At 68.7% G+C, this 24,884-nt stretch carries 19 protein-coding genes, 1 tRNA gene and 1 pseudogene; 5 read left to right on the top strand and 16 right to left on the bottom strand.

Features of this window, described 5'->3' with window-relative positions; genetic code table 11:
• Positions 1 to 51: 51 nt before the first annotated feature.
• From GVL03_RS00815 to GVL03_RS00800, 4 genes are all read right to left on the bottom strand, one after another.
• Positions 52 to 3,495 carry a helicase-related protein gene (locus tag GVL03_RS00815; protein WP_159498504.1) on the bottom strand — a complete coding sequence of 1,148 codons (3,444 nt, stop codon included), beginning with the start codon at positions 3,493 to 3,495 and terminating at the stop codon, positions 52 to 54.
• Between the two features lie 181 nt (positions 3,496 to 3,676).
• On the bottom strand, positions 3,677 to 7,129 hold the full coding sequence (mobF, locus tag GVL03_RS00810; RefSeq protein ID WP_159498502.1) for a MobF family relaxase: 3,453 nt from the start codon (positions 7,127 to 7,129) through the stop codon (positions 3,677 to 3,679).
• Positions 7,130 to 7,947: 818 nt separating this feature from the next.
• A complete protein-coding gene (locus tag GVL03_RS00805; RefSeq protein ID WP_159498500.1) occupies positions 7,948 to 9,153 on the bottom strand; it encodes a tyrosine-type recombinase/integrase in 1,206 nt (401 codons plus the stop codon).
• The gene (locus GVL03_RS00800) at positions 9,146 to 9,346 is read right to left on the bottom strand and encodes a helix-turn-helix domain-containing protein (RefSeq protein ID WP_159498498.1); all 201 of its coding nucleotides are present in this window, start codon (positions 9,344 to 9,346) and stop codon (positions 9,146 to 9,148) included. The genes GVL03_RS00805 and GVL03_RS00800 overlap by 8 nt, the downstream gene beginning before the upstream one ends.
• A gap of 417 nt (positions 9,347 to 9,763) precedes the next feature.
• Here GVL03_RS00800 and GVL03_RS00795 point away from each other — a divergent pair, with 417 nt between their 5' ends.
• The 4 genes and pseudogenes from GVL03_RS00795 (at position 9,764) to GVL03_RS00775 (ending at position 12,887) form a co-directional block, all read left to right on the top strand.
• Positions 9,764 to 10,306, top strand: a complete 543-nt coding sequence (locus GVL03_RS00795) for a type IV toxin-antitoxin system AbiEi family antitoxin domain-containing protein (RefSeq protein WP_159498496.1) — start codon at positions 9,764 to 9,766, stop codon at positions 10,304 to 10,306.
• Positions 10,303 to 10,822 (top strand): annotated as a pseudogene (locus GVL03_RS22690) (nucleotidyl transferase AbiEii/AbiGii toxin family protein). Before GVL03_RS00795 ends, GVL03_RS22690 begins: the two are co-directional and overlap by 4 nt.
• A 39-nt stretch (positions 10,823 to 10,861) precedes the next feature.
• Positions 10,862 to 11,035, top strand: coding sequence for a hypothetical protein (locus tag GVL03_RS00780; RefSeq protein ID WP_159498490.1), 174 nt, complete (start codon positions 10,862 to 10,864; stop codon positions 11,033 to 11,035).
• Positions 11,036 to 11,528: 493 nt separating this feature from the next.
• The gene (locus GVL03_RS00775; protein ID WP_159498488.1) at positions 11,529 to 12,887 is read left to right on the top strand and encodes a plasmid pRiA4b ORF-3 family protein; all 1,359 of its coding nucleotides are present in this window, start codon (positions 11,529 to 11,531) and stop codon (positions 12,885 to 12,887) included.
• An 80-nt stretch (positions 12,888 to 12,967) separates the two neighbouring features.
• Here the strand turns inward: GVL03_RS00775 and GVL03_RS00770 are convergent, their stop codons facing one another.
• The 9 genes from GVL03_RS00770 to GVL03_RS00730 all read right to left on the bottom strand — a co-directional run bounded on the left by GVL03_RS00770 (position 12,968) and on the right by GVL03_RS00730 (position 21,597).
• Positions 12,968 to 13,828, bottom strand: coding sequence for a nucleotidyl transferase AbiEii/AbiGii toxin family protein (locus GVL03_RS00770; RefSeq protein ID WP_235037960.1), 861 nt, complete (start codon positions 13,826 to 13,828; stop codon positions 12,968 to 12,970).
• A 95-nt stretch (positions 13,829 to 13,923) separates the two neighbouring features.
• Positions 13,924 to 14,346: a hypothetical protein gene (locus GVL03_RS00765; protein ID WP_235037959.1), complete on the bottom strand. Its 423-nt coding sequence runs from the start codon at positions 14,344 to 14,346 to the stop codon at positions 13,924 to 13,926.
• A 223-nt stretch (positions 14,347 to 14,569) separates the two neighbouring features.
• Complete coding sequence (locus GVL03_RS00760) at positions 14,570 to 14,986, bottom strand: hypothetical protein (RefSeq protein ID WP_159498482.1); 417 nt, start codon at positions 14,984 to 14,986, stop codon at positions 14,570 to 14,572.
• 192 nt (positions 14,987 to 15,178) lie between these two features.
• Positions 15,179 to 15,253, bottom strand: a tRNA-Gln gene (locus GVL03_RS00755).
• Positions 15,254 to 15,349: 96 nt separating this feature from the next.
• Entirely contained in the window at positions 15,350 to 16,864 is a 1,515-nt protein-coding gene (gltX, locus tag GVL03_RS00750; RefSeq protein ID WP_159498480.1) for a glutamate--tRNA ligase, read from the bottom strand.
• A gap of 118 nt (positions 16,865 to 16,982) precedes the next feature.
• The gene (locus GVL03_RS00745) at positions 16,983 to 17,750 is read right to left on the bottom strand and encodes a fumarylacetoacetate hydrolase family protein (RefSeq protein ID WP_159498478.1); all 768 of its coding nucleotides are present in this window, start codon (positions 17,748 to 17,750) and stop codon (positions 16,983 to 16,985) included.
• A 37-nt stretch (positions 17,751 to 17,787) separates the two neighbouring features.
• Positions 17,788 to 18,894, bottom strand: coding sequence for a branched-chain amino acid aminotransferase (locus GVL03_RS00740; protein WP_159498476.1), 1,107 nt, complete (start codon positions 18,892 to 18,894; stop codon positions 17,788 to 17,790).
• Positions 18,895 to 18,963: 69 nt separating this feature from the next.
• Entirely contained in the window at positions 18,964 to 20,016 is a 1,053-nt protein-coding gene (locus GVL03_RS00735; protein WP_159498474.1) for a 3-isopropylmalate dehydrogenase, read from the bottom strand.
• A 33-nt stretch (positions 20,017 to 20,049) separates the two neighbouring features.
• On the bottom strand, positions 20,050 to 21,597 hold the full coding sequence (locus GVL03_RS00730; RefSeq protein WP_159498472.1) for an MFS transporter: 1,548 nt from the start codon (positions 21,595 to 21,597) through the stop codon (positions 20,050 to 20,052).
• A 66-nt stretch (positions 21,598 to 21,663) separates the two neighbouring features.
• Here GVL03_RS00730 and GVL03_RS00725 point away from each other — a divergent pair, with 66 nt between their 5' ends.
• On the top strand, positions 21,664 to 22,209 hold the full coding sequence (locus GVL03_RS00725; RefSeq protein ID WP_159498470.1) for a TetR/AcrR family transcriptional regulator: 546 nt from the start codon (positions 21,664 to 21,666) through the stop codon (positions 22,207 to 22,209).
• Positions 22,210 to 22,219: 10 nt separating this feature from the next.
• On the opposite strand, the gene serA is transcribed toward GVL03_RS00725, so the two are convergent.
• From serA to GVL03_RS00710, 3 genes are all read right to left on the bottom strand, one after another.
• Positions 22,220 to 23,824, bottom strand: a complete 1,605-nt coding sequence (serA, locus tag GVL03_RS00720; protein WP_159498468.1) for a phosphoglycerate dehydrogenase — start codon at positions 23,822 to 23,824, stop codon at positions 22,220 to 22,222.
• A 163-nt stretch (positions 23,825 to 23,987) separates the two neighbouring features.
• Positions 23,988 to 24,341, bottom strand: a complete 354-nt coding sequence (locus GVL03_RS00715; protein WP_159498466.1) for a bacitracin resistance protein — start codon at positions 24,339 to 24,341, stop codon at positions 23,988 to 23,990.
• Positions 24,341 to 24,829 (bottom strand): DNA polymerase III subunit gamma/tau, encoded by a 489-nt coding sequence (locus GVL03_RS00710; RefSeq protein WP_159498464.1) that lies wholly within the window; start codon positions 24,827 to 24,829, stop codon positions 24,341 to 24,343. The genes GVL03_RS00715 and GVL03_RS00710 overlap by 1 nt, the downstream gene beginning before the upstream one ends.
• Positions 24,830 to 24,884 lie beyond the last annotated feature (55 nt).

The raw sequence follows: 24,884 nt of genomic DNA, 5'->3' as shown, positions 1-24,884 counted from the left end.
GGGAATTCGAAAGAATCTTCGCCCCGGATCGAGGTGGACGGGCTCTCTGCGTCAGAACGGCTTGTCGCCGCGCGCCCACCAGTCGTCCCAGGAGAGGTTCTGCGAGACGACATCGAAGTCGGTGAGCCAGGCGGGTTCGACGCCTTGGAAGGCGTTGCCGATGTAGCGCACCTCGTCGTGCTGCGCGCCGCTGGCGCTGACGCGCACGAGCGAGAGTCGATGGTCAGGTGCGGCGTTGAGCGCGGTGAGCACCTCGGTGCGGGTGATGGTGAAGGTATCGGCACCCTCGATGCGGCCCTTGACCTCGATGCGGATGCCCGCGCCTTCCGCAGGACGAGAGAGCACGTCGAAGCCGGGGTTGTTGTGGGCCTGTTCCTCGGGCGTGCGGCCGAGCGTTCGCTCGGCGGCGAGCACGGCGTCGACGCCGCGGCGCTCGACCTCGGCGCGGGCAAGCGCACTCACGGGCACGTCGCCAGGTGCGCCCGGCTCGGCGACTGCGGGCATGACCAGGGCGATGGCGGTGATACGAGGTGTCACGGGCGACATGGCGAGCTGACGGTCGATGAGTGCGAGGCGGGACTCGCGGCGCTGCTCCAGTTCCTCGGCGCGGCGGCGTAGCGTCTCGGCGGAGTAGCGGACCTTCTTGCCTACGGCCGCGTCCGCGTCGGTCTTCAGCGCCTCGGTGTAGAGGCGGTTGACTTCGCGGGTCAGGCGGGTGGCGACGCGCTCGCGGACGCGCTCGTACTCCTGTGTACGGCGGGTCGTCACGTCGGCGGCGAACGCCGGGAGCTGCTTGGCGATCACCCAGGAGACGGCGTCCTTCTCGCGCTGCGTGAGCCACGGCAGGCTCGTACCCGTCATACGTTGCGGCTCGTCTGCGGGCGCGTAGTCGAGGTACGGCGCGGGGCCGGCCTCGCGCACAACGCCGTCGGCGCCGACGACGGAGTACCCGAACCGCTTGCTGACGGTCTGCCCGGTGGAGTCGCGCACTTCGTTGAGCACGCCGACCATCAGGGTTGGCTCGGTCACCGCGTCGGAGGTGAGCACTGTGCCGCGGTCGAGCACCGGGCCGTACTGGTCGATCACGAGCTGCAGCGCGGCGTCGTGCAGCGGGTGGCCGGGTGCGAGCAGTTCGGCGCGGGGCGCGCCCTGCAGGTCGATGGTGGCGGCATCGAAGGTGATGCGCTCGTAGCGGCGGGCGACGGGTGCGCGCCCGGCTCGTTCGCGGATGCTCGCGGGGACGTGCGTGATCTCGTAGCGGCCCTTCTCGCGCCGCTCGATGCGCCCGCCCGCGCGGTCGAAAGCTTCCAGGAAGGCGTCGCGGATGAAGTGCGGCTGGAGACGCTTGGCCTTCGCGTCCTCCATCTGGCGGCGCAGCACCTCGAGCTCGGTGGGTGCGAGGGCTTCGCTGGCGAGGGCCTCGTCGTCGAGCAGTTCCTGGAGGCCAGCGGAGACGCCCTCGTCGATGACCTCCCACATCTTCGCCTTCACGTCCGGCTGCTCGCCATAGCGGATCGCGTCGCGCAGCACTCGCGTCAGCGACAGGTCGCCGAGAGAGGTGCCGAGCACGTTGAAGATCTCGCCGGCGTAGGCGGCGCGCTGCTCCTCGATCTTGTCGAGCAGGCGGATGAACACCTCGCCCTCGCGCGTGTCCTCCGCGACGAGGTTCCACAGTCGGCACACCTCGGTCTGGCCGATGCGGTGGATGCGGCCGAATCGCTGCTCGATCCGGTTCGGGTTCCACGGCAGGTCGTAGTTGACCATCAGGTGCGCGGCCTGGAGGTTCAGACCCTCCCCCGCGGCGTCGGTAGCGATAAGGATCTGCACCTCGGGGTTCGAGGTGAACTCGGCCGTGATGCGACGGCGCTCGTGGCGGGGCACCGCACCGTGGATGGTGACCACGGCCTCGCGCTTGCCGAGGAGCTGGGTGATGCGCCGCTCCAGGTAGTTCAGGGTGTCGCGGTGCTCGGTGAACACGATCAGCTTGCGCGGCTTGCCGTCGGGGGTCGTGAGCACCTGGCTCTCGATCACCCCGCGCAGCTCGCGCCACTTCACGTCCTGCTGCGAGTCCAGCAGCCTGCGGGCGTGCTCGGTCAATCGGCGCAAGTCGGCGATCTCGGTCTCCAGCTCGGCCGCGGTGCGCGCCGCGGTCGCCGCGTCGACCAGTTCCTCCTCGGCTTCCTCCAGCTCTGCTGCGTCCAGCTCGTCCGTATCGACGTAGCCGCTGTCGTCATCGATCAGGGACGCCGGGGCTTCCCGCGGCGGGGCGTCGAGGATGCCGTCGAGCAGGTCGTCGCGGGTGCGCTCCAGCCGGTCTGTGCGGCGGCGCAGCGACTGGAAGATCGCCTCCGGGCTGGACGCGAGACGACGCTGGAGAACCGTGAGCGCGAAGCCGACCGTGTTCTTCCGCTTGCCCTCCAGCCGGTCGGCGAGGTTCATCCCGTTGCGGACGTACTCGGTGACTTCTTCGTAGAGGAACTGCTCGTCCGGGGACAGCCGGTAGGAGGCGGTCTCCGCGATTCGCTCGGGGAACAGCGGCCGCCCCTCGAAGGTGACGAGCTTCTCCTTCACCATGCGCCGCATCAGCCCGTCGGCGGTGCCGGTCTGCGCGTGCCGGTCGCCGGGACCGGCGAAGCGGTCGCGGTCGAGCAGCGAGAGGAAGGTCTGGAAGTCCTCCTCCTTGCCGTTGTGCGGGGTCGCCGTCATCAGCAGGAAGTGCCGGGCGCGCTCGCTCAGCAGCTCGCCGAGCTGGAACCGCTTCGACGCCTTCAGCTCGCCGCTGAACCAGGACGCGCTCATGCGGTGCGCCTCATCCACGACCACGAGGTCGAACTCGGCCTGCTCCACCTGCTCCAGCAGCACCTCATTGCGAGCGAGCTGATCCATCCGAGCGATGAGCAGCCGCTTCTGCTCGAACACACTCTTGCCCGGCACGGTGTCCTCCGCGCCAGGCGCGAGAATCTCGAACTCCAGTCCAAACTTCAGCGCCAGCTCGTCCTGCCACTGCTCCACCAGCCCGCCAGGGGCCACCACAAGACAGGTGCGCACATCGTCCCGGAGGATCAGCTCCTTGATGTAGAGCCCGGCCATGATCGTCTTGCCCGCACCGGGGTCATCGGCCAGCAGGAACCGCAGCGGCGTGCGCGGCAGCAACTCGCCATAGACCGCGCGAATCTGATGCGGCAGCGGCTGCACATCGCTCGTCGCCACAGCAAGCATTGGATCGTGCAGCCCCGCGAGCACGATGCGCTGCGCCTCGGCAGCCAGCCGGAAGTTGCGCGGGTCGGCATCGAAGGGACGGCCGGACTCCAGGTGCGGCGCGATCTTCTCCTCGTCGGCGCGGAACAGCACCACCTGCCCGAGCGCGCCGTTGTCGTCCTGGTAGGTCACCTCGACGGCGTTCGCACCGTGCATCTGCGCTGCCAGCACCGTGACGGCACGACCCGGCACGATGCCCGCCAGCCGCGCGGTCGCGGCGATGTCCTCTAGCCGCACGGCGACCCTTCCGACTCGAAACTCGACTTCGAGACTACCGACGGGCACCGACGTTGCTGGACATCTTGACGCCGCGTACAACGGGTCGATGCTCCCTTCCGTGTCAATGGAGGCAGCCGGAGACGTATGATTTCATGGCTGATGAAGATATGGTCTGCAAGCTCTTGAGCTTCGGTCGGGACTACATCGCACGCCCAGGACTCGTATTTCGCCCGGGCTTCCTCCGTTCGGGTTCCCATCGCGGAACGCTCTGACGGAGTTCTGCGGCGCGCGCTTCCGCCGCTCTGTGGGATTCCTCGGCGGCGAGACGCTGAGCCGCGTCTTGGGCAGCACGCTCGTGGACGAGCTTGACCGCTTCATCTGGCAGAAGCGCATCGAGCTGGGCAAGGTAGCGGCGATCCTGCGCCGCCTGCTCACGCAGGGCGTTCACCCGAGCGGCAACCGCGCTCGGACGTCGGTTTCCGAGTACCCGCTCGTACAGAGCCAGGTGCTCCCGCGACTGCCTTGCGCGGGTCTCGCTGACGATCTGGCGCGTCTGCGTGGCTTCCGCGCGTGCTTCGACGACGGCGGGCACGTGGCTGGCTTCGTGCTGGGCGACTGACTCGGACCACGCGGGCAGATTACTCTCGCTGCCGGGGACGCTCTGCCACCGGCCGCGCACAACCCGCTCTGTCTCCGCACGGCGGGCGTCGGCGTTGTTCGCGGTGCGGGTGGCAGAGCGCTTGCGGAACCGAGATGCTCTCTCCTTGGCCCGGCGTGCCGCGATGGCATCCCGCTGCGCAGCCAGGAACGCGGCGCCATCCGCGACTGCTTCCTGTGTCAGCGACTCCACAACGTCCGTGAGCACGGCAGCTGCCTTCGCGTCCGCGGCTTCCGCCAGTTCGCGCTGCGGCTCGTACTCGGCCTTGTGTCGCTCGGACTGGTCGTGCAATCTGGCGGCTGCCGACGCCCAGTTCTCCCGCTCCGCATCAGCCTTCACAATCCGCTCGACGATCCGGTCGCGCTCCGCGCTCACGATGGACATGGGCCCGTCCGCGATCAGGTCGGTGACGGCCTCACGGGCGCGTTCGGTGGCGTCTTCCAGGCCGCGGTCTGCGCGGTCTCGGGCGAGCGCATCGACGAACTGCTGCTTCGCGTCTGCAAGATCGCTGGCGACGATGTGCAGCCTGTTCGTCTCGCGCCCGCGGGTCATGCCGACATAGACGCCTGCTGCATCAAGCGCGTCGGAGAGCAACGTGTGTGCGGCGTTCACGGTCGAGCCCTGGACGCCATACGCGGTGACCGCGTAGGCCAGGTGCGCGTCTTCGGTCACGTACTCCGCGGGCAAGGTTACGGTGCGCTGCTGCTTACGGCCGTTGCCGGCCTCTACGACGCTCAGCGCGCCGTCTTCGCCGACGTGCTGCACCGTCCAGGTCTGCCGGTTGGCAACGCCGAGCGTGGACTCGTTGCGGCGAGTCTGGATCACGTCCCCGGCACCGATGGGGAGCCGGTCGCTGCCGAACACCGTCCGCGCGTCGTCGACCTCGCCGCAGTCGACCCGCTCGGCACGGATGCGTTCGTTCAACGCCCGGGCCTCGTCGTTCGTCGCGGCGGTGATCGCATCCGCCGAGTGCGTCGTCCTCGCAATGTTCTCCCGCACGTCGTGGTCGGTGTCGTGCAGGACGATCAGTCCGTGCTCGTTCAGCCGATCGAAGATCGCGGTGGGGTTGCGGGCATGCCGCAGCTCGAGCGTGAGCGCCGCATAGGCGGGGTCGGTGAAGCGGTGCAGGCTCGTCATATCGACGACTGCTGGGGTGAGTTGGGTGGCGATGTCGAGAACGCCTCCGCGTCCGACCGCGGGGAGTTGCGCCCGGTCTCCGACGAGCGCGACAGTCGCCCCGGCCTCGTCCGCGACTTGCAACAGGGCGAGGGCGGAGTCTTGGTCGAGCATCCCTGCCTCGTCGACGACGATCCGCTCACCTCGCGCGAGACGCGCCTCCTGCACCGGCCCCCGATAGATGCCTCCGGTTTCGGTATCGGCGTCCCCGGGTCGCAGGCGTGTCCACACGCCGTCGCTGTTCCACCGGAACCCATGCGCGTACACGAGCGCGGCCACGGAGTCAGCCGGGATGCCGAGATCCTGGGCAGCGACGTCGGCGGCCTTCTTCGTCGGCGTGACGACCCTCATTCCACGGCCCTCGGCTGCTGCGGCTTCGATGGCCGTCTCGAGCATCGTGGTCTTACCCGACCCCGCAGCGCCTTCGACCACGACGAGCGGGTTGGCGGATGCGACGACTGCGGCCGCTCGCTCCTGGTCATCATCCAGGCCCGCCCGCACCGCAAGCTCGTGTACGTCCGGGATGCGCTGGTTGGACTCCTCAGCCCGTGCGATGAGCAGGTCGCGCAGTTCCGTCTCGGCAGCGACGACGCGCAACGATGTCAGATGCGCGACGTGCTCCGGCGTCGGCGCACCGGGTGGGAGGACGGAGAGGCAATCCGATGCTGCGAGCTGCGTCGCCAGTTGAACGAACTCCCGCAGCCCCTCGGGTGTGGCTTGCACGCCGTGCTCGGTGGTGATGCGGGTGACGTGCTCGCGCAGCGTGTGCACCGTCCACGCCGATGCGCCAGCCGCCGCACGGTCAAGTGCACGAGATGCGACTTCCTCGATGGGCAGCTCGTCGAGTGCAACCGGTGCAGGCCTGTACGCCCGTGGTTCATCCGCGCTGTAGCCGGCGTCTTCAAGCTCCGCGCGCCAACCGGCCTCGCTGCCGAGCACCGTGGGCTTCTTCCCCGGGCGTTCGTGCTCCCACGCCTTCGCTTTCAGCCGCGCCCGCACGACCAGCCCCGGTTCCTCGCCGGGATGCGCAGCTTCCCATTCGGCCTCGAAGGTGGCGAGATTGCGTTCGACCTGCGCACCGCGCTTCGACAGGGCCGCGTTGAACGGCTCCAGCTCTGCGACTTCTCCCGTCAACGGGTCGAGCGTGAGCCCGTGCTTGTCGAGCACGGCCGCAAGCCGCGGGTGCGCGGCGATGATCGCGGTGCCGAGAGCGCGGATAGCTCCCTGCTGCTTGAACAGCGCCGCGGTGTCCAGACCGCGCCACTTCCCCGCGGCGTAGACGCGGGTGCCGATCTGGAAGTGGATGTGCCGGTGCGGGTCACCCGCACGGCTGGTCTTGTGCGTGACGGCGACGGTCTGCAACTGCTGCACCGGCACGACCTCCCGTGCGTGCCGAGGCCCGATTCGGGTGACCGAGTGCTGGGCGAGCCACCGGCGGATCTCCGCCGCCGCATCCTGTTGCGCGGCGTCGAGCGCGTCGGAAACCTCCGGGTGCAGTGCGGCGGCGATGGAGAGAGACTTCGGGGCGTTGATCACCATCTCCGCAAACCGGGGCGAACCCCGCATGCCCTCGCCCGCGCCGCGCGGGGTTCCCATCGAGGTGCCACTGATCGGGTCCGTCCAGTCCACCCATGCGGCGTACTGCACCGGGTCGAGCTTCCGTGCCTCGATGACCTCGCCCGCGGAGTCGGTGACGGTAAAGTCCGCGAGCGCGGTGCCGCCCTCCAGGTAATACTCGTCCGCGGTGGATCTGTCCGACTCCAGGTATCGGCGCGCGGCCGCGCCGATACCGCGGAACAGGATCACACCGCCCTTCACCCCGGGCCTCCTCACGAGTCGTCTCATGAGGGAGGTGCGCACGCCCCACCCGCGGTGGCATACGTCCATGAATGAATCTGAGGAGATACGCGTGGTGCGAGCGTCTGGGCCGGGGGCGCAGATGAGCGGCCGAGACGGTTGGGGCAGAGTGGCGACGGTGGTTCCTGGAGCGCCGTACATGGTCGCGCAGCGCTGGTGACGCGCGGGCGTCGTTGAGCCGAACGATGAAGCCGAGCAGCTCTACGACGACCTCAGGGACTCATCCGTTTGCGGACGCGAACCGGCAGCACGATTGGACAGCGCCAAGCGGTCGTTCGCAACGCCACGAGGTGCGGATGCGACCGCTTCAGGCTCCGATGCGACAGTCCCGGCAATTTTCCGGGACCGTCAGCGAGGGGCGCGCGCGCCGTCCAGCACGCTTATCCGCGTCGTCCACGGTGCCGCCAAATTGACGGAACCGTCCGGCTTCCCAGAGTCTGGCTGGCCGAGACCTCGTACGGTGGTGGCAAGTTGACACCGCCTGCAATCCCGGGGCTCGGGCTTCGTGGTGGTGCAAGATTTGCGCCACCACGGTGGTGTCGATTCGGCACAACCGGAGGTCTTTCACGGGGGTGCCGAATCGACACCCCCGTCGCCGAGCCTCGACCCGGCACCGCGGTGCAGCCATCTCCGGCCGACCTACGGTGGTTGAGATTCCACACCGCCACCGCACGCTCGTGGACTTGTGGTGCAGGTACGCTACCTCTCCTCTCGCAGAGGCGCAAGGCTTCGGTGAGAAGGTACGCGGCACGTCCCACGCGACCAGCGAGCCGCATGACTCACGTGCCAAGGATCGTGTCGAGGATGTCGGCGGTGACGACGTCGACTTGCTCGGCCGTGATGACGTAGCTGTTGCGGGTGACCATCTCGTTCGCGTGCCCGAGCAGCCGTGACGCGATGGTGAGCCCGGCCGCGCGCTCCACGAGCGTCGCGGTGGTGCGGCGATAGATGTGCGTCGAGTACTCATCCACCTCGACACCGAGGCGCACGAGCTCATCACGGTTGTCGTCGATGAACGAGCGCAGTAGACGCTCGTAGTTCGAGACGCTCATCGGCTTGCCGGTCTTCGTCGGGAACAGCAGAGCCTCGGGCCCCTTCTCCGCGCGTGCGAGCCGGCGTCGCACTGCATCGGCCGCAAGAGCGGGGAGCGCGACGCGACGACGTTGGCGGGTGCGCTTCGGGGCGTTCTTCCGCTGAATGCCCTGCGCTTTGTTCTGGATGACGGTGCCGTCGATCAGGATCGTCGGTGGGGCTGTGGTCATGTCCACGTCGCAGCGGCGCAGGCCGATGCACTCCCCGACGCGGGCGGATGTGCCGAGCATGATGTCCATGCCGTCCACGAGCGCCCGCCAGTTCGGGCGTGGCCCCATGCCTTCCGTCTCGCGCCAGTGGGTCATGAGGTCTCGGATGGCCTCGATCTGCAGCGGGGTGAGCATCGCGGTCTTCTTCTCCGGTGTCGGCAGCCGCGTGACGTCGCGCACCGGGTTGGTCGGGATAGCGTCGTCGCGCACGGCGAATCCGCAGATGAGCGAGAGCACCGAGCGCGCTTTTCGTGCTGCGGACACGCCGCGATCGGCGAGGAGATTCTGGATGATGCGGTCGCAGCGGCCGACCGTGAGCGCCTGCAGCGTGACGCCGCCACAGACTGGGACGAGCGTGAGGCGAACGGTGGTCTCGTAGTTCTCATACGTCGACCAGGACAGCGTGCCGTTCTCGGCGCGCACTTTCACCGTCGGTAGCCATGCCTCCGCCGCCTCCGCGATGGTCGATCCGGCGGTGACGATGGCCTTCGTGTGCGTCGTCTGTGCCTTCGCGCGAGACATTAGCTCCTCGCGGGCCTCAGCTTCGGTGGCGCCTTCGGCGCGGAGCTGCACCAGCTCGCCGGAGTCGCTGCGCATCCGGGCGCGTGCGCGCCATTTGCCGTTCGCGAGCTGTGTCACCTGCACCTGGCCGATCTCGCCCGCGGCGATCTTCGGCCTAGCCATGACGCTGCTCCCGTGCCCACGTGAGTACGTCGTCGCGGTCGTACTTGACGTGCCGGCCGAGCTTCAGCCACGGCGGCCCCGACTTCGTGAGTCGCCAGCCTTCGAGCGTGCGCTCGGGCACGCCCAGCAACACGGCGACCTCCGCCTGGGTCAGGAACGCGGGCTCGACCTCGATGTGTACATGAGCTTCCATGCCAGACAGGTGCGTAGCGCGTACCCACGCGGACGGGCGGGGCCGAGTGCGTACCTCATCAGCAGAGACCACCGTGAGGCGTGCCCCACGGGGGTTTCTGGTCACCAATCTGGTCACTAGACGCCAGATCGCACCATTCGACGAGGTGAGGAGGGGGCCGGACTTCCTAGGGAACTCTAGCGATTCGTTGCTGGGGTACCTGGACTCGAACCAAGAACAACTGAGAGCCGTCTGGCCCGTCCGGGCGAAGCTCCGAATCGGTGGAGTTCCCTCTTTGTCAGGCTGGTTGTGAGTCGGTCGGGGAGGGTTTCTGGTCACCAATCTGGTCACCGGATTGGTTCCCGTCGACCTCGCCGGACAGCTGCATGACCACCGTGCATACCGTCACAACACTACCGTCTTCGGTATAGTTGCGACATGGCGGCTGAAGCGAGGTACCGGGAAGTCGTGCGCGCGATCGCGCTCGACCACTATGGATACGTCACCACGAGGCAAGCAGCGGAGGCGGGGGTCCCGCCGGTCGAGCTTCCCAAGCTCGCGGCACGGGGCGGGATAGAGAACATCGCCTATGGACTGTACCGGGTGGCAGGTATCCCTCCGACACCCTATGACCAGTACGCAGAAGCGCTGCTCCGGGTCGGAGAGGATGCGTATCTGCACGGCGAGTCGGTCTTGGCGCTGTTCGGTCTTGTCGACGTGAATCCGCGGCAGGTGAAGGTCGCCGTCCCGCGCCGTGCCAGGCCGCGGCTTCCTGCCTACATCGAGCTGACTCAGGCCACCCCTGGCGCACGCACCACCCTCTATGAGGGGCTGCGGGCACAGCCGGTTGCCGACGCTCTCACCGAGTGCCGCGGTCGTATCCAGGACGAAAGGCTTCTGACGGCAGCCAAGCAGGCGAGAGCCGAGGGACTCCTGACGACGTCCGAGTGGCACCGCGTACGAAAGGAACTCCAGCGATGATCTATGACACGCCGCCGCCGAACCTCCGTTCTCTGGAGCAGCGGATCCGCAATCTCGAAGGAGACGAAGGGCTCGCTTCTCGCCGTCGCGTCGGTATGGCGCTGGTCGTCGTCGGGCAGATGCTCCCCGGCGGCGCTGTCAAAGGCGGAAGCGCGATGGCAGTGCGTTTCGGTCGAGGCACTCGATTCACGAGGGACCTCGATGCGGCCAGACGTGGGCCTCTGAGTCAGTTCCGCAGCGATCTTGAGGAGTCCCTCGCCGCAGGATGGGCGGGATTCAGCGGCCGACTCATCGAAAAGCAAGCTCGAGCTGGGTCACAACGAGATCGGTGACGCGGAAGAACCCGAGTACCGGCTTGCGCGCGACCTCGCGGATCTCTTTACCGAGGTCGGCCTGGAAGCGCCCCGGCCGATTCCTGTGCTGCGCGCAGATCACCAGGTCGCGCAGAAGCTTCATGCGCTCTCCGCGACGGGAAGTGAGCGGGCACACGACCTGGTCGATCTTCAGATTCTCTGAGGCTGGCGAACCGGTGGATCTGTTGTTGACCAAGGCGACGTGTACGAGGCTCTCGAATATCGACGTCAGCAGACATGGCCGCCACGCATAGCCGCCGGAGATCGTTGGGCCACCCTCTACGAAGAAGCAGCCGACGGCCTCGATGTCCTGGCAACTGTCGATGACGCCATCATCTGGGTCAACGAATTCATCGCACGCATCGTGCAGAACTGATTCCTCAGCTCCTCAGCAGTTCATCGAACTCCAACGGCGTCTCGCCGTAGCCAGGCCCGATACCCGTCAACCGCGCTGCTTGCGCGCGGCGAGGACGCGCTCAACCCGCTCAGAGCGAGTGACACCGACCGGCACCGACCTGTTCTCCAACGCCGCCGATGCCCGCGTGGAGCGCATAGCGGCATGACGAAGAGCCTCAAGAGTGACATCCTTGCGCTTCATGTGCTCACCTCCGGCGATCGGGATCGGCTCGATTCTATCGCGCCGCCTCTCGCCTGGCGAGGTGGGGTGCGCGCACCGGTAGACGCGTCCTTCCCCCAGCAGTTGGGAGGGCAGCATCCGCTGAGCCAGAATTGTTCGTGATGCTGCGTCGTCAATCGAGGCGCACGGAACCGGGAGAGCACGTATGGCGGCTGAGAGCTTCGAGGCGGCAGACATTCAGAAGTTCATTGACCACATCCGTGCAAGCGCGATGTCAGCTCAGCCTGGCGACATGTTCGACGGTGCAGGCCTGAACGATACTTGGCGGCGTCCCGAGCCGCAACTCCTCCCCGTCCCCGCAACGGTGCGGGGTTTCCGCATCCGCATCGACCTGCAGCGCACGAAGCCGCCAGTGTGGCGACGCATCGAGGTTCCCGGCGACATCCTCCTCCCGCAGTTGCACGAGGTGATCCAGACAGCGATGGGATGGACCGACAGCCACCTGCACCGCTTCCGCACGAGCAGTGACCGGAACGCGCCCGAGTTCCTCACCCAGTTCGACCTCGATGAAGGCGACGAGGGGACGCTCGAAGACGCCGTGCGTCTCGATCAGGTCATCGCCGACGAGGGCGACCGCCTCTGGTACGACTACGACTTCGGCGACAACTGGCAGCATGTGCTGCATGTCGAGAAGATCCTCGCCACGCCTCCCCCGGCTCCGGTGTGCGTCGGCGGGAAGCTCGCCTGCCCGCCAGAGGACTGCGGCGGCGTCTGGGGCTACAGCGAACTCGCCGACTGGGTGCGCAACGACTACGAAGACGCACTCAGACCCGAGGTGTTCGACAGCGCCGAGGAAGGGCGCGCCTGGCTGCCCGACGGCTGGCATCCCGCCGCCTTCGACATCGACAAGACGAACGAGCTCATCGCCGCAGTCACCGCGGAGCCGATCCCGGTCGTCGAGGAACTCGAGTCGCTGCTCGAGCTGGCACGGAGCCGCGGCGCACGCGGCCTGCGCAACGCGCTTGCGCATCCGGCCGCTTCCGGTGGAACCGATGTCACCACCGACGAGGCTGCCGACCTCACCGAGCCGTTCCGTGTGCTGCTCGACGTCGTCGGGGACGGCGTGACGCTCACCGGCGCCGGGTATCTGAAGCCCGCCGCTGTCGAGCAGATCGCGCACCGCACCGGCATCACCGAATGGTGGATCGGCAAGGCCAACCGCGAAGACCTCACCTGGCCCGTCTGGGAACTCCGCGCCACGGCGCGAGCGCTGGGACTCGTGTCGGTGCGCAAAGGCCGCATCGCTCCGACTCAGGCCATCGCAAAACACAGAGACGACCCGCAAGCGATCCTGCGACACATCACCGGTCGGCTCCCGCTCGGAACAACCCCCGCCGAGCGGCACGCCGGGTGGATGGCACTCGCCGCCGTCGCGAACGAGACACCCGCTGAACTGTGGGAAGAGAGCATCAGCGAACTCCTGTTCGACCTCGGCTGGCGCGACCGCGAGGACCCCTACCGCGCCCCCTCACCCGACAGTCCCACGCTCGACGCGCTCCACCTACTCGCGGGGGCGATGCGCGCGAACTGGAGACCTCAGGGTGTGAACACGGCTGTCGCAGCCATCGCCCGGGCCGCCATACGGGCCTGACCGCAAGGTGGCACCGCGGGAGGGTTTCTGGTCACCAATCTGGTCACCGCATCAAGTGCGGCCAGGTCCAGCAGAAACCGTCACAGGTCCGTCCCACCTGTAGCGGATTCTGTCGGCTCGGATGGCGTGACGGGCGCCGTGTTCCAGTTCCGTTCGGCGGGGCTCCAGACGGCTTTGGCGTCGAGCCCATCGAGCACCGGATCGACGAAGACAGCAACGGCAGCAACGGTGTCGGAGAACGTCTCCGGCAGACTCGCGCCCGCCTCGCCGAGTCCCTTCCGGTAGGCGACATAGGTCGAGTTGCGCAGCACTGCGAGCCCCTCGGCGGCCTGCGCTAACCGAATCAACGTGGTTCCGCGGAAACCTGCGGTCGCCGTGAGCGCTTCACGCAGTGCTCCGCACTGTAGAGCCTGTGTGCCGGTCAAGAGGTGGATGTCCGCGAAGTCACGCACGCGCGTGTTCGCTCGTCCCAGTTCGATCGCGGTGACGAGTTTCTCTGCGAGTACCGTCTCGATCGGGTAGCCCAGGATGCGGATCGGCGGAGCGTCTGGCCGCAGCGACGGCAGCTCGACGGTTTGTGGGGCCGGAGTGACGGGGTCGCCGAAGTTGATGTCAAGCCGCAGCTTGACCTGCGCTGTTGCGAGCCGTGCCGTCATCGTCACCCGCACGCCGGAATACAGCGCGTCATCACGAATCACCGCAGTGGTGACCGTGTCGGGCAGGAACTCCACGCCGTCGTCTGGGTCTTCGATCGCGGCGATGTCAGCGACGCGGCGAGCGACGGTCTCTTCGTCGGAGGCCATGTTGCGCGCGAGGGCGTCGGCGTCGACCGTGGGACGGCGGGTGCCGAAGGAAGCCAGCAGCATCCCGCCCTTCAGGATGAAGTCCTCGGCGTACGGTGAGCGCGACATCCGCGACAGCCAGCGCTCGACGATGTACATCGTGAGCAGTTCCTGCGTGCCACGCTTCTGGCGGCGAGCCTGGTTCTGCAAGTCGAGGTATGCGCGCCCTGCGGCGCTCTCTCGCGTGGGCCGACTCATCGGGCACTCGCAACATCGAGCGCAGCGCGCATCGGCCCGAACGTCCCCAGCGCCTCCGCGTAGTCCAGCAGCAGTGCCGGTTTCGAGTTCGGCGCTGCCAGGTATCGGTGAAGCGCGGCGTGCGCAATCGGCTCGCCAAGGCGTCTCCGAAATCTCATGAGATCCACCACCGTCCTCGCCGCGTCGTAGATGCGGACCGGCTCCCCCGGCCCCGCCTCGAACGCGGTCAAGCCGAGTCCAAACGTGCCCTCCTCGAAGCGAAAGACCGTCACGGGCGGGTAAGCGATCGCCGGCGTATGCGACCGTTGGGGAACCGCGATCTGCACAGACGCCGGCATCTCGTCCGTCAGGTCATGGATCGCTGCCGCCGAGATACAGCACACGATCGCGCGAGGAGCGCGGTGCGCCACGGCGATCATGTCGGGGTACGACGCCGGGGGCGCGTCTGCTCGGCGGAAGACCCCGCGCGAGAGTTCGATGATCCGCCCGCCGTCTCGCCAGGCATACAGGTCTCGCGGATGCACACCGTGCGCCCGCGAGGTCTCCGTCGTGAACGTCGACGGGAGCGACTCATCCAACTCCTTCATGGATACAATCCTCGCACAGGACGATCAATGATGTGTGGTTTTTATCCACCTCTGGTCACGCGCTCTTCTCGCTCTGGTCAACAGCTTCCGGATGGAGCCCCCTTCGCGTGTCGTTGTCCTGCTCGCCGATCAGCTCTCGTCGCAGCGCATGAACGACCAGGGCTTCCCGTCGATCGGGCGGCATCCGATCCAGCGTGTCCTCCAGCGCCCGTCGAACGGTCGTCGCCGGGACGCCGTCGTAGTGAGTGAGATCCTCATCGGGCACGTCAGGCCGGTTCTCCAGCTCCATCCACTCTGGCAGCGTGCGCCGTACGCGGCGACGCGTACCCACACGCGCCTTCGGCGGGTTGCCCATCCGACGCCACGGAGGTCCGCTGCGGGTTCGCCGCCACTCCTCCATCGTCCGCGGGGACGCGTGGAGAAGTTCGACGACCTGCGCTGGGGTGAGGATTTCTCTGTCGTGCTCGCTCATGACAGCAAGGTGCGAACCGGCGGCACGGAGCCGCCGCGGCCATCACGGGGAAGGCCGGGACGACAAAGGGCGGGTCAACGAATCAGGCTGTTCCGTCGGCAATAAGTTGCCCAAAAAGCGCCTCTGCTGACGGGGTATCGCCTGGATGATGGCCAGGGGATGATCTGCTTTCCCGCAGATTTCCGGGCCTTATGGCTGGGGTACCTGGACTCGAACCAAGAACAACGGAACCAGAAACCGCCGTGTTGCCAATTACACCATACCCCACCGACTCGCAAGAAGCGGTGCCGAGGATTTAGTCTAGACGACCTCCGCGCACTCGCCAAACCGGGCCGGCTCGGGCGCGTCGAGGCGACCGGCGCCTCAGCCGACGCGCTGCACGAGCGCGCCGAGCCGCCGGATGCTCTCGGCCTTGCCGAGGAGCTCCAGCGACTCGAACAGCGGTGGTGACACACGCCGCCCGCTCGCGGCGACCCGCAACGGCCCGTACGCGACCCGCGGCTTCAGTCCCAGCCCGTCGATCAGGGCGCCCTGCAGGGCCTCCTGCACGGCCGCAGCGGTGAACTCGCTCTCCGGCACGAGCTCGAGGGCGCCCACCGACGCGACGAGCACCTCGCCGGCGTTCGCGGGCAGGCCCGACAGGGCGTCCTCGTCGTACTGCACCTCGTCGCGGAAGAGGAAGCCGAGAAGCCCGGGCACCTCGCCGAGCAGCTGCACGCGCTCCTGCACGAGCGGGGCGGATGCGGCGATCAGCGCCTGCTCGGCGTCGGTCGGCGGCGTCTGCACGAGGCCCGCCTGTGCGAGGTACGGCACGATGCGCGCCTCGAAGTCGGCGGGGGCCAGCATCCGGATGTGGTCTCCGTTGATGGACTCGGCCTTCTTCTGGTCGAAGCGGGCCGGGTTCGGGTTCACATCGGCGATGTCGAACGCGGCGACGAGCTCGTCGAGGGAGAAGACGTCGCGGTCGGACGCGAGCGACCAGCCGAGCAGGGAGAGATAGTTCAGCAGCCCCTCGTGGATGAAGCCCTTCTCGCGCTGTAGGAAGAGGTCCGCCTTCGGGTCGCGCTTGGAGAGCTTCTTGTTGCCCACCTCCCCCAGCACGAGCGGCATGTGGCCGAACCGCGGCACGAAGTCGGTGACACCCGCGTCGACCAGAGCCCGGTACAGGGCGAGCTGGCGCGCCGTCGACGGCATGAGGTCCTCGCCGCGGATCACATGCGTGATGCCCATCAGCGCGTCGTCCACCGGGTTCACGAACGTGTACAGCGGAACACCGCCGGCCCGCACGATGACGAAGTCGGGGAACGAGCCCGCAGGGAAGGTGACCTCGCCGCGGATCAGGTCGACGTAGGTGAGGTCCTCATCGGGCACGCGCAGGCGCCAGGCCGGCTCGCGGCCCTCGGCACGGAACGCGGCTCGCTGCTCGTCCGTCAGATCCCGATCGTGGTTGTCGTACCCGAGCTGCTTCGCGCGCCCGTTGGCCGCGTTGCGCGCGTCGATCTCCTCGGCCGTCGAGTAGCTCTCGTAGACCGCGCCGCTCGACTTCAGCCTCTCGAGCACCTCGCGGTACAGCTCGTGCCGCTGCGACTGCCGGTACGGCGCGTGCGGACCGCCGACCTCGACGCCCTCGTCCCAGTCGATGCGCAGCCAGCGCAGCGCGTCGAGCAGCTGCAGGTAGCTCTCCTCGCTGTCTCGCGCCGCATCCGTGTCCTCGATCCGGAACACGAGCTTGCCGCCGTTGTGCCGAGCGTAGGCCCAGTTGAACAACGCCGTGCGGATCAGACCGACGTGCGGCAGACCCGTCGGCGACGGGCAGAACCGCACGCGCACGTCGGCGCCGGTCGCGGTGGTGGTACGGGGATCGGGTGCGGAAGCCATAGGCTCTCAGCCTACTCTCGCGTGCCCCGCCCGAACGGTCCGGCGGCAGCAGCAGCCCGCGCCCACAGCGCGAACACGACGGCTCCTGCGTCCGGCGCAGCACCCGCCGGAGTCGAGGTCACGCGTTCCGGACGGTGTTGCGCAGGATCCCGAGTCCGGTGATCTCGACCTCGACGACGTCGCCCGCGTGGAACTCGCCGATCCCGGCGGGCGTGCCGGTGAGGATCACATCGCCCGGCAGCAGCGTGAACGCCGCCGACGCGTATGCGATGAGGTCCCGCACCGGGTGCACCATGTCGGAGATCGGACCGTCCTGGCGGACCTCGCCGTTGACCCGCGTCACGATGCGGGCGCCGCCGTCGAGGTCGAACTCCGTCTCGATCGCGGGGCCGAGCGGGCAGAACGTGTCGAACCCCTTGGCGCGCGACCACTGTCCGTCCGAGCGCTGCAGATCCCGCGCGGTGACGTCGTTGGCGATCGTGTAGCCGAAGACGTAGTCGAGAGCGCGCTCGGCCGGCACGTTCTTCGCGATCCGGCCGATGACGACCGCGAGCTCGCCCTCGAAGTCCGTGCGCTCCGACTGCGGCGGCCGCACGATCGCGTCGCCCGGGCCGATGACAGACGTGTTCGGCTTCAGGAACATCAGCGGCTCCGCCGGCACCTCGTTGCCGAGCTCGGCGGCGTGGTCTCGATAGTTGCGGCCGATGGCCACGACCTTCGAGCGCGGGATCACCGGCGCGAGCAGCGCGACGTCGGCGACCGGCACGCGCGTGCCCGTGGTCTCGTAGCCCGCGAACATCGGGTCGCCGGCGAGCACGACGAGCTCTTTCCCGTCGACGATGCCGTAGGTGATGGCGTCCTGGTGGCTGAAGCGCGCGATTCTCACGCGCCCAGCCTACCCAGGCACCACCGCGGCCATCCGATCAGGCGTCGAGCCGGTGCAGCCAGCCGTGCGTGTCTTCGCGACGCCCGTACTGGATGTCGGTGAGCTCCTCGCGCAACGACAGGGCGAGCGATCCCGAGGGCTGCTGGTCGAAGAACCCCTTGCCCTTCAGCACGCCGATCGGGGTGACCACCGCCGCCGTGCCGCAGGCGAACACCTCTACGATCTCACCCGATGCGACGCCCTCGCGCCACTGCGCGAGCGAGACGTCGCGCCCTTCGACCTTGTGCCCGCGATCGATCGCGAGCTGCAGGATCGAGTCGCGGGTGATGCCCTCGAGGATCGAGTCGGACTGCGGGGTGACCAGCGTGCCGTCCTTCAACACGAAGACGATGTTCATGCCGCCGAGCTCCTCGACGTTGCCGTCCTGGTCGAGGAACACGACCTGGTCGCACTCGTTCTCGTACGCCTCGGACTGCGGCAGCAGGCTCGCCGCGTAGTTGCCGCCGGTCTTGGCGGCACCCGTCCCGCCCTTGCCGGCACGCGCGTAGTCCTCGCTGAGCCAGATCGACACGGGCTGGACGCCGCCCTTGAAGTAGGCGCCCGCCGGGCTCGCGATCACGTAGTAGTTCACCTTGTGCGCGGGCCGCACGCCCAGGAAGGCCTCTTTGGCGAACATGAAGGGCCGCAGGTACAGACTCTGGTCCTCGCCGCCCGGCACCCAGTCCCCGTCGACGGCGATCAGCTCGCGGAGCGACTGGATGAAGTAGGCGACCGGCAGCTCGGGCAGCGCCAGCCGACGGGCCGAACGCTGCAGACGACGACCGTTCTGGTCGGGACGGAACGTGTGCACCGAGCCGTCCGCGTGACGGTAGGCCTTGATGCCCTCGAAGATCTCCTGGCCGTAGTGCAGCACCGCGGCCGCGGGGTCGAGCGCGATCGGCCCGTAGGGCTGCACGCGCGGACGGTGCCAGCCGCCCCGGACCGACCAGCAGATGTCGACCATGTGGTCGGTGAAGTGGGTGCCGAAACCGGGGCTCTGCAGGATCTGCTCCCGCTCGGCGGCGCTGCGCGCGGTCAGGTTCTTCGTGACCGCGAACTCCAGCGGCTCGAGGCCCGCGTCGGGATCGGTGTCGAGAAGTGTCATAGGAGTCTCGCTTCGTCTGCGCACGGGGTGCGCGGTGTTCGGTGCGGCGACGGATGCTGCGCCTTCAGGTTACGCCTGCAGGCGCGCGACGATCGCGTCGCCGATCTGTGCGGTGGGCCGGCCCTCGGGTCCCCGGGCGGCGATGTCGTCCTCCACGGCGCGGGTGACGCGCGCGGACTCGTCGTGCAGCCCGAGGTGATCGAGCAGCAGTGCGACGGACAGGATCGCCGCGGTGGGGTCGGCCTTCTGCTGACCCGCGATGTCGGGAGCCGAACCGTGGACGGGCTCGAACATCGAGGGGAACGCGCCGTCCGGGTTGATGTTGCCGGATGCGGCGAGGCCGATGCCACCGGTGACGGCGCCGGCCAGGTCGGTCAGGATGTCGCCGAAGAGGTTGTCGGTGACGATCACGTCGAAGCGGCCCGGGTTCGTGACCAGGAAGATCGTCGCCGCGTCGACGTGCAGATAGTCTACGGCCACCTCCGGGTGCTCGCTCGCGACCTCGTCGACGATCCGCTTCCAGATTCCGCCCGCGTGCACGAGGACGTTGGTCTTGTGCACGAGCGTGAGCCTCTTCCGACGCCGCTCGGCCTGCACGAACGCGAAGCGCACGACGCGTTCGACGCCGAACGCCGTGTTGACCGAGGTCTCGTTGGCGATCTCGTGCGGCGTGCCGACCCGGATCGCTCCCCCGTTGCCGACGTAGGGCCCCTCGGTGCCCTCGCGCACCACGACGAAGTCGATGTCGCCGGCCGCCGACAGCGGACCGGGCGCACCGGGGTACAGCTTCGAGGGGCGCAGGTTCACGTAGTGGTCGAGGGCGAACCGCAGCCTGAGGAGCAGCCCCCGCTCGATGTTGGCGTCGTTCAGCCGCGGGTCGCCGGGCACTCCCCCGACCGCGCCCAGCAGGATCGCGTCGTGGCCTGCGATCGCCGCGAGGTCGTCGTCGGTGAGCGTGTCGCCGGTCTCGAGGTAGCGCGCGGCGCCCAGCGAGAACCTGGTCTTGTCGAAGGTCACCGCGGATGCGGCGGTGACCGCATCGAGCACCTTCTCGGCTTCGGCGACCACCTCGGGGCCGATGCCGTCACCGGGGATGACGGCCAGCTTCACGACGCGCGGCATTGCTCTCCTCGCAGGGGACGGCCGCGTACGAGCTCAGCGTCGCGGCGTGTGACGGGTGCGTCCCAGCGTAGCGGCAGCGATGATCGCGGCGACGACGACGAGCCCTGCGCCGATCATCGAGGTGGCGCCGACGCCCGCGTCGAACGCCTCCGCGGCGGCGGAACGGAGTGCCTCGCCGACGGCGGGCTCGAGGTCGCCCGAGACCGCGACGGCCCCCGCCAACGTCTCGCGCACGGCGTCCGCCGCATCCGCCGGCACCCCTGCGGGCAGAACGAGGTTCGCCCGGTAGAGCGCGGTCAGCAGGCCCCCGAGCACCGATGTGCCGAGCACGGCGCCCAGCTCGTACGCGGTCTCCGACACCGCGCTCGCGGCGCCCGCCTTCTCCGGCGGCGCACTGGAGAGGATGAGCTCGTTCGACACCGTCTCGGCCATGCCGATGCCGATGCCGAGCGAGACGAAGGCCCCGACCAGCACGCCGACCGCGTCCGGGTCGGTCGACAGCGCGATGGCGATGTATCCGACGACCGAGAATGCGAGCGCCGCGGGCACGATGATCCGCGCCGACAGCCGCTTCGCGATCGGCACGACCACGAGCCCCGCCACGATCATCGCGATCAGCCCCGGAACGAGCGCGAGGCCCGCCTGGAGCGGCGAGAGGCCCACGATGAGCTGCAGGTGCTGGGCGACGAAGTACAGGAAGCCCACGAGCGCGAGCACGCTCAGGAGGTTCACGAGCAATGCGCCGCTGAACGTGCCGCGCCGGAACAGGCGCATGTCGAGCATGGGTGTCTCGGCGCGCAGCTGACGGCGAACGAACAGCACGCCGAATCCGACACCCACCGCGAACAGCACCGCCACCGCCGTGGTCGGCCCGTGCACCGCGATCTCCTTGATCGCGTAGACGACCGGGACCATGGTCGCCATCGAGAGCAGGATGCTGAACGGATCGATGCGGCCCGGCCTCGGATCCCTGCTCTCCGGGACCAGCAGGGGCGCCAGCAGGAGGAGCGGCACGAGCACGGGCACGGCCATGAGGAAGACCGCGCCCCAGGCGAAGTGCTCGAGCAGGATGCCGCCGACGATCGGGCCGAGCGCGGCACCGGCGGAGAACATCGACGCCCAGACGGCGATCGCGAGCCGACGCTGGTTGCGTTCCGTGAAGATGCTGCGCAGCAACGACAGGGTCGAGGGCATCAGCATGGCGCCGAACACGCCCATGAGCGCGCGCCCGGCGATCAGCAGCTCCGCCGTCGGCGCGAACGCCGCGAGCGCGGACACGGCGGCGAATCCCGTCGCGCCGATCAGCAGCATCCGTCGGCGCCCGAAGCGGTCGCCGAGCGTTCCCATGGTGACCAGCAGCCCCGCAAGCACCAGCGGATACGCGTCGATGATCCAGAGTTGCTGCGCGCTGGTCGGCCGGAGGTCGAGGGCGATCTCGGGCAGGGCGAAGCTCAGCACCGTGTTGTCCACCGACACGAGCAGCACCGGCAGCATGAGCACGACCAGCGCGGCCCAGCCGCGCCAGCCCACCCGCCGCCCGTTCGCCTCGGCGATGGCGATGTCTTCTGTCAGAGTAGTCATGTTTTCTATACCGTCCAGATGGTATAGTAACAGATGTTCTCCGACCGCGCCGATACGATCGAGCCCATGAGCCGTCCGCCCCGCGCCCGCGAGCTGGTGCTCGACGCCTTCGAGGCGCTGCTCATCGACGACGGCGAGCGGGCGGCCACGATGGATGCCACGGCGCGTGCCGCCGGCGTCTCCAAGGGCGGCCTGCTCTACCACTTCGGATCGAAGGACGCCCTCGAGGCCGGGCTCATCCAGCGGCTGGACGCGCTGGTCGACACGGACATCGCGGAGATGGCGGCCTCGCCCGACGGCGCAGTCGCCTACTTCGTGCGAACGTCCGTGATGACCGACGACCCGCTCGACCGCACCATCATCGCCGTGTCGCGTCTCGCTCAGGGCGGCCACGCCGCCGCGAGCGCGGCTCTACGCACCGTGCGCGAGCGATGGGCCGATGCCCTGCGTCCGCACACGGCCGACGACACCGCCCTCGACCTCGTGATGCTCGTGAGCGACGGCCTGTACTACAACAACGCGCTCGGGGCCGGAGGCGTCGCGGGTCCCATCCCCGAGGGCGCCGCGATGGACACTCTCATCGCCCTCGTCGAGCGCGCGACGAGGGCGTGAGCGGCGCTCCTCAGGACTCGGTGATCTCGATCTGACGGAAAAGGCTCGCGCCGACGGCCGCGCCCATCTCGTCGAGGAGGTCGTCCGGCACCGGCGAGTCGACCGTCAGCACCGACAGGGCCCGGCCGGAGGCGTCCGGGTGGGCGACCTGGAGCCCCTCGATGTTGATGTTCGCGTCGCCGAGCTTCTGCGCGTAGATCGCGACGATCCCCGGCCGGTCCGCGTAGCGCATGATCACGTGGTACCGCTCGATCGGGACCTCGATCTCGTACCCATTGATGCCGACGATCTTCGGCACCATCCGGGTGCCGGCGAGCGTGCCCGAGACGGTGAGGACCGTGCCGTCCGACAGCGTGCCGCGCAGGATCGTGATGTTGCGGTACAGGGGGCTGTCGGCCTCCACGATCAGCCGGGTCTCGATCCCCCGCTGCTCGGCGAACAGCGGGGCGTTCACGTACGAGACGCTCTCGCTGACGATGTTGGCGAGGATCCCTTTGAGCGCCGCGAGACGGTAGACGCTCACGTCGTAGCCGGCGAGCTCGCCGCGCACCTCGATGTCGAGGTTGGTGAGCGCACCCTGTGCGAGTCCGGTGAAGAACTGGCCGAGCATCTCGACGAGCGCGATGCCGGGGCGCACGAACGGGTCGATGACGCCACCGGCGACGTTGACCGCATCCGGTACGAGATCGCCTTCGAGGGCGAGCCTGACCGATCTGGCCACCGAGACGCCGGCCTTCTCCTGCGCCTCGTCGGTCGACGCCCCGAGGTGCGGGGTGACGACGACGTTCGGCAGACCGAGCAGCCGGGCCGCGGTGCCGCCCTCGGCCGGCGGCTCGCTCGTGAAGACGTCGAGCCCCGCGCCGGCGATCTCCCCCGTCGTGAGAGCCTCGAACAGTGCCTCCTCGTCGATCAGGCCGCCGCGTGCGACGTTGACCACGAAGGCGGTGGGCTTCATGCGGCGCAGCTGCTCGACGCCGATCATTCCGGTCGTCTCCGGCGTCTTCGGCATGTGGATGGAGATGAAGTCGCTCTGCGCGAGCAGCTCGTCGAGCGGGAGCAGCTCGACGCCCAGCTGCTGGGCGCGGGCGCTCGTGACGTAGGGGTCGTACGCGACGACGCGCACCTCGAAGGCCTGCAGACGCGCGGCGATCAGAGCGCCGATGCGGCCGAGGCCGATGATGCCGACCGTCTTCTCGAACAGCTCGGTGCCGGTGAACGAGCTGCGCTTCCACTGTCCGGCGGCGAGCGAGGCGTGCGCGGCGGGGATGTGCCGCGCGAGGCTCAGGATGTGCCCGACGGTGAGCTCGGCAGCGGAGACGATGTTGGAGGTCGGCGCGTTGACGACCATGACACCCGCGGTGGTCGCCGACTTGATGTCGACGTTGTCGAGGCCGACGCCGGCGCGGGCGATGACCTTCAGGACGGGTGCCGCCGCGAGGGCCTCGGCGTTCATCTTGGTCGCCGAGCGGATCAGCACCGCGTGGGCGTCGGCCAGCGCGGGCAGGAGCGCCGCGCGGTCGGCACCGTCCACGTGGCGGATCTCGAAGTCCGGACCGAGCGCGTCGATCGTGGCGGGCGAGAGCTCTTCGGCGATGAGGACGACGGGCTTGGTCACGGATGTCCTTAGGCGTGCGGCACGGCGTGCAGGGCACGACGGCGAGGGTGGGATGCTGCCGCCGCACGCCACGGGAGGCACGGCGGAGTGTGTCCAGCCTAGCGCGCCGCGGACGACGTCGCGCACCGCGTGACGCCGGCCGGCCGATGCAGGGCCGCGCCGCTCAGCCGCCGTAGAGGGAGCTCGTCACGGAGGCGTAGGCGAGCACATCGAGCCAGAAGACGGCGACGAGCGTCAATCCGCTGAGCATGACGAGGGCGAACGGCAGCGCCCGGCGACGCCATCCGAGGGCGAACGCTCCCCCGAACACCGCGAGGGGGAAGACGACCGGCAGCAGCAGCACGAACCAGCCGTACCCGGTGAGGCCCTCGGTGCCAGAGGCCTGCTGGCCGAGGAACCCCAGCGCGGTCCAGACCGCGTACGCGTAGAACAGCCCGAACGCCCCGGCGATCGTGACGACCAGCCAGACCGGCAGCACCGTCCGCCGTGGGGCCGTGGCATCGGTCTTCGCCGCCATCAGCCGCCCACCCCCACCATCAGGAACGGCCAGGGCAGCAGGAGCACCGCGCCGACGACGAGCAGCAGGATGCGCAGCCACGTGCGCGAGCCCCGCGTGGTCAGCAGGATCGTGCCGAACCAGATCGCGGGAGCGACGACCGCGAGCAGCCACGCCACGAGATAGCCGTTCGGCTCGAGGAAGAGCTGCGCGATGAGCTGCAATCGGGATCCGCCGATGAACCAGCCGATCGCCAGCAGCAGGTAGACCCCGCCGAGCACGCCGAGAGAGACGAGCGTGACGTTGTCCATGGGCGCCGCGGGCGCGGCATCCGCCGGCGTCCCGGTCGTCGACGCCGGTTCGGCGCGGGACCCCGTCGCGGCTGCATGGCCGTCCGGCGCGGTATCGGCCCGCGGCGTCGTCTCGGGGGCGGATGCCGGAACGCCGACGTCGAGAGTCGGATCGTCGTCCCCGCCCCAGCTCAGGGCGTCGTCGTCGCGTCCAGCCATGCATCCAGCGTAATGCGCCCGCCGCGGCGGCGTCGGGAGAACGAGAGAACCCGCC

The sequence above is a fragment of the Microbacterium sp. 18062 genome, assembly GCF_902706225.1.
Classification (GTDB): Bacteria; Actinomycetota; Actinomycetes; order Actinomycetales; family Microbacteriaceae; genus Microbacterium.
The sequence above is the reverse complement of the archived record's forward strand: the minus strand, read 5'-3'. Positions and strand labels throughout refer to the sequence as shown.

Excerpts from the sequence above, each read along its gene's own strand:
- GVL03_RS00735 (WP_159498474.1), bottom strand. The coding sequence starts at position 20,016 with ATGCCGCGCGTCGTGAAGCTGGCCGTCATCCCCGGTGACGGCATCGGC.
- GVL03_RS00760 (WP_159498482.1), bottom strand. The coding sequence starts at position 14,986 with ATGAGCGAGCACGACAGAGAAATCCTCACCCCAGCGCAGGTCGTCGAA.
- GVL03_RS00795 (WP_159498496.1), top strand. The coding sequence starts at position 9,764 with ATGGCGGCTGAAGCGAGGTACCGGGAAGTCGTGCGCGCGATCGCGCTC.
- GVL03_RS00710 (WP_159498464.1), bottom strand. The coding sequence starts at position 24,829 with ATGGCTGGACGCGACGACGACGCCCTGAGCTGGGGCGGGGACGACGAT.
- GVL03_RS00715 (WP_159498466.1), bottom strand. The coding sequence starts at position 24,341 with ATGGCGGCGAAGACCGATGCCACGGCCCCACGGCGGACGGTGCTGCCG.
- GVL03_RS00800 (WP_159498498.1), bottom strand. The coding sequence starts at position 9,346 with ATGGAAGCTCATGTACACATCGAGGTCGAGCCCGCGTTCCTGACCCAG.
- GVL03_RS00770 (WP_235037960.1), bottom strand. The coding sequence starts at position 13,828 with ATGTACATCGTCGAGCGCTGGCTGTCGCGGATGTCGCGCTCACCGTAC.
- GVL03_RS00740 (WP_159498476.1), bottom strand. The coding sequence starts at position 18,894 with ATGACACTTCTCGACACCGATCCCGACGCGGGCCTCGAGCCGCTGGAG.
- gltX (WP_159498480.1), bottom strand. The coding sequence starts at position 16,864 with ATGGCTTCCGCACCCGATCCCCGTACCACCACCGCGACCGGCGCCGAC.
- GVL03_RS00805 (WP_159498500.1), bottom strand. The coding sequence starts at position 9,153 with ATGGCTAGGCCGAAGATCGCCGCGGGCGAGATCGGCCAGGTGCAGGTG.
- GVL03_RS00775 (WP_159498488.1), top strand. The coding sequence starts at position 11,529 with ATGTTCGACGGTGCAGGCCTGAACGATACTTGGCGGCGTCCCGAGCCG.
- GVL03_RS00730 (WP_159498472.1), bottom strand. The coding sequence starts at position 21,597 with ATGACTACTCTGACAGAAGACATCGCCATCGCCGAGGCGAACGGGCGG.
- GVL03_RS00725 (WP_159498470.1), top strand. The coding sequence starts at position 21,664 with ATGAGCCGTCCGCCCCGCGCCCGCGAGCTGGTGCTCGACGCCTTCGAG.
- GVL03_RS00765 (WP_235037959.1), bottom strand. The coding sequence starts at position 14,346 with ATGATCGCCGTGGCGCACCGCGCTCCTCGCGCGATCGTGTGCTGTATC.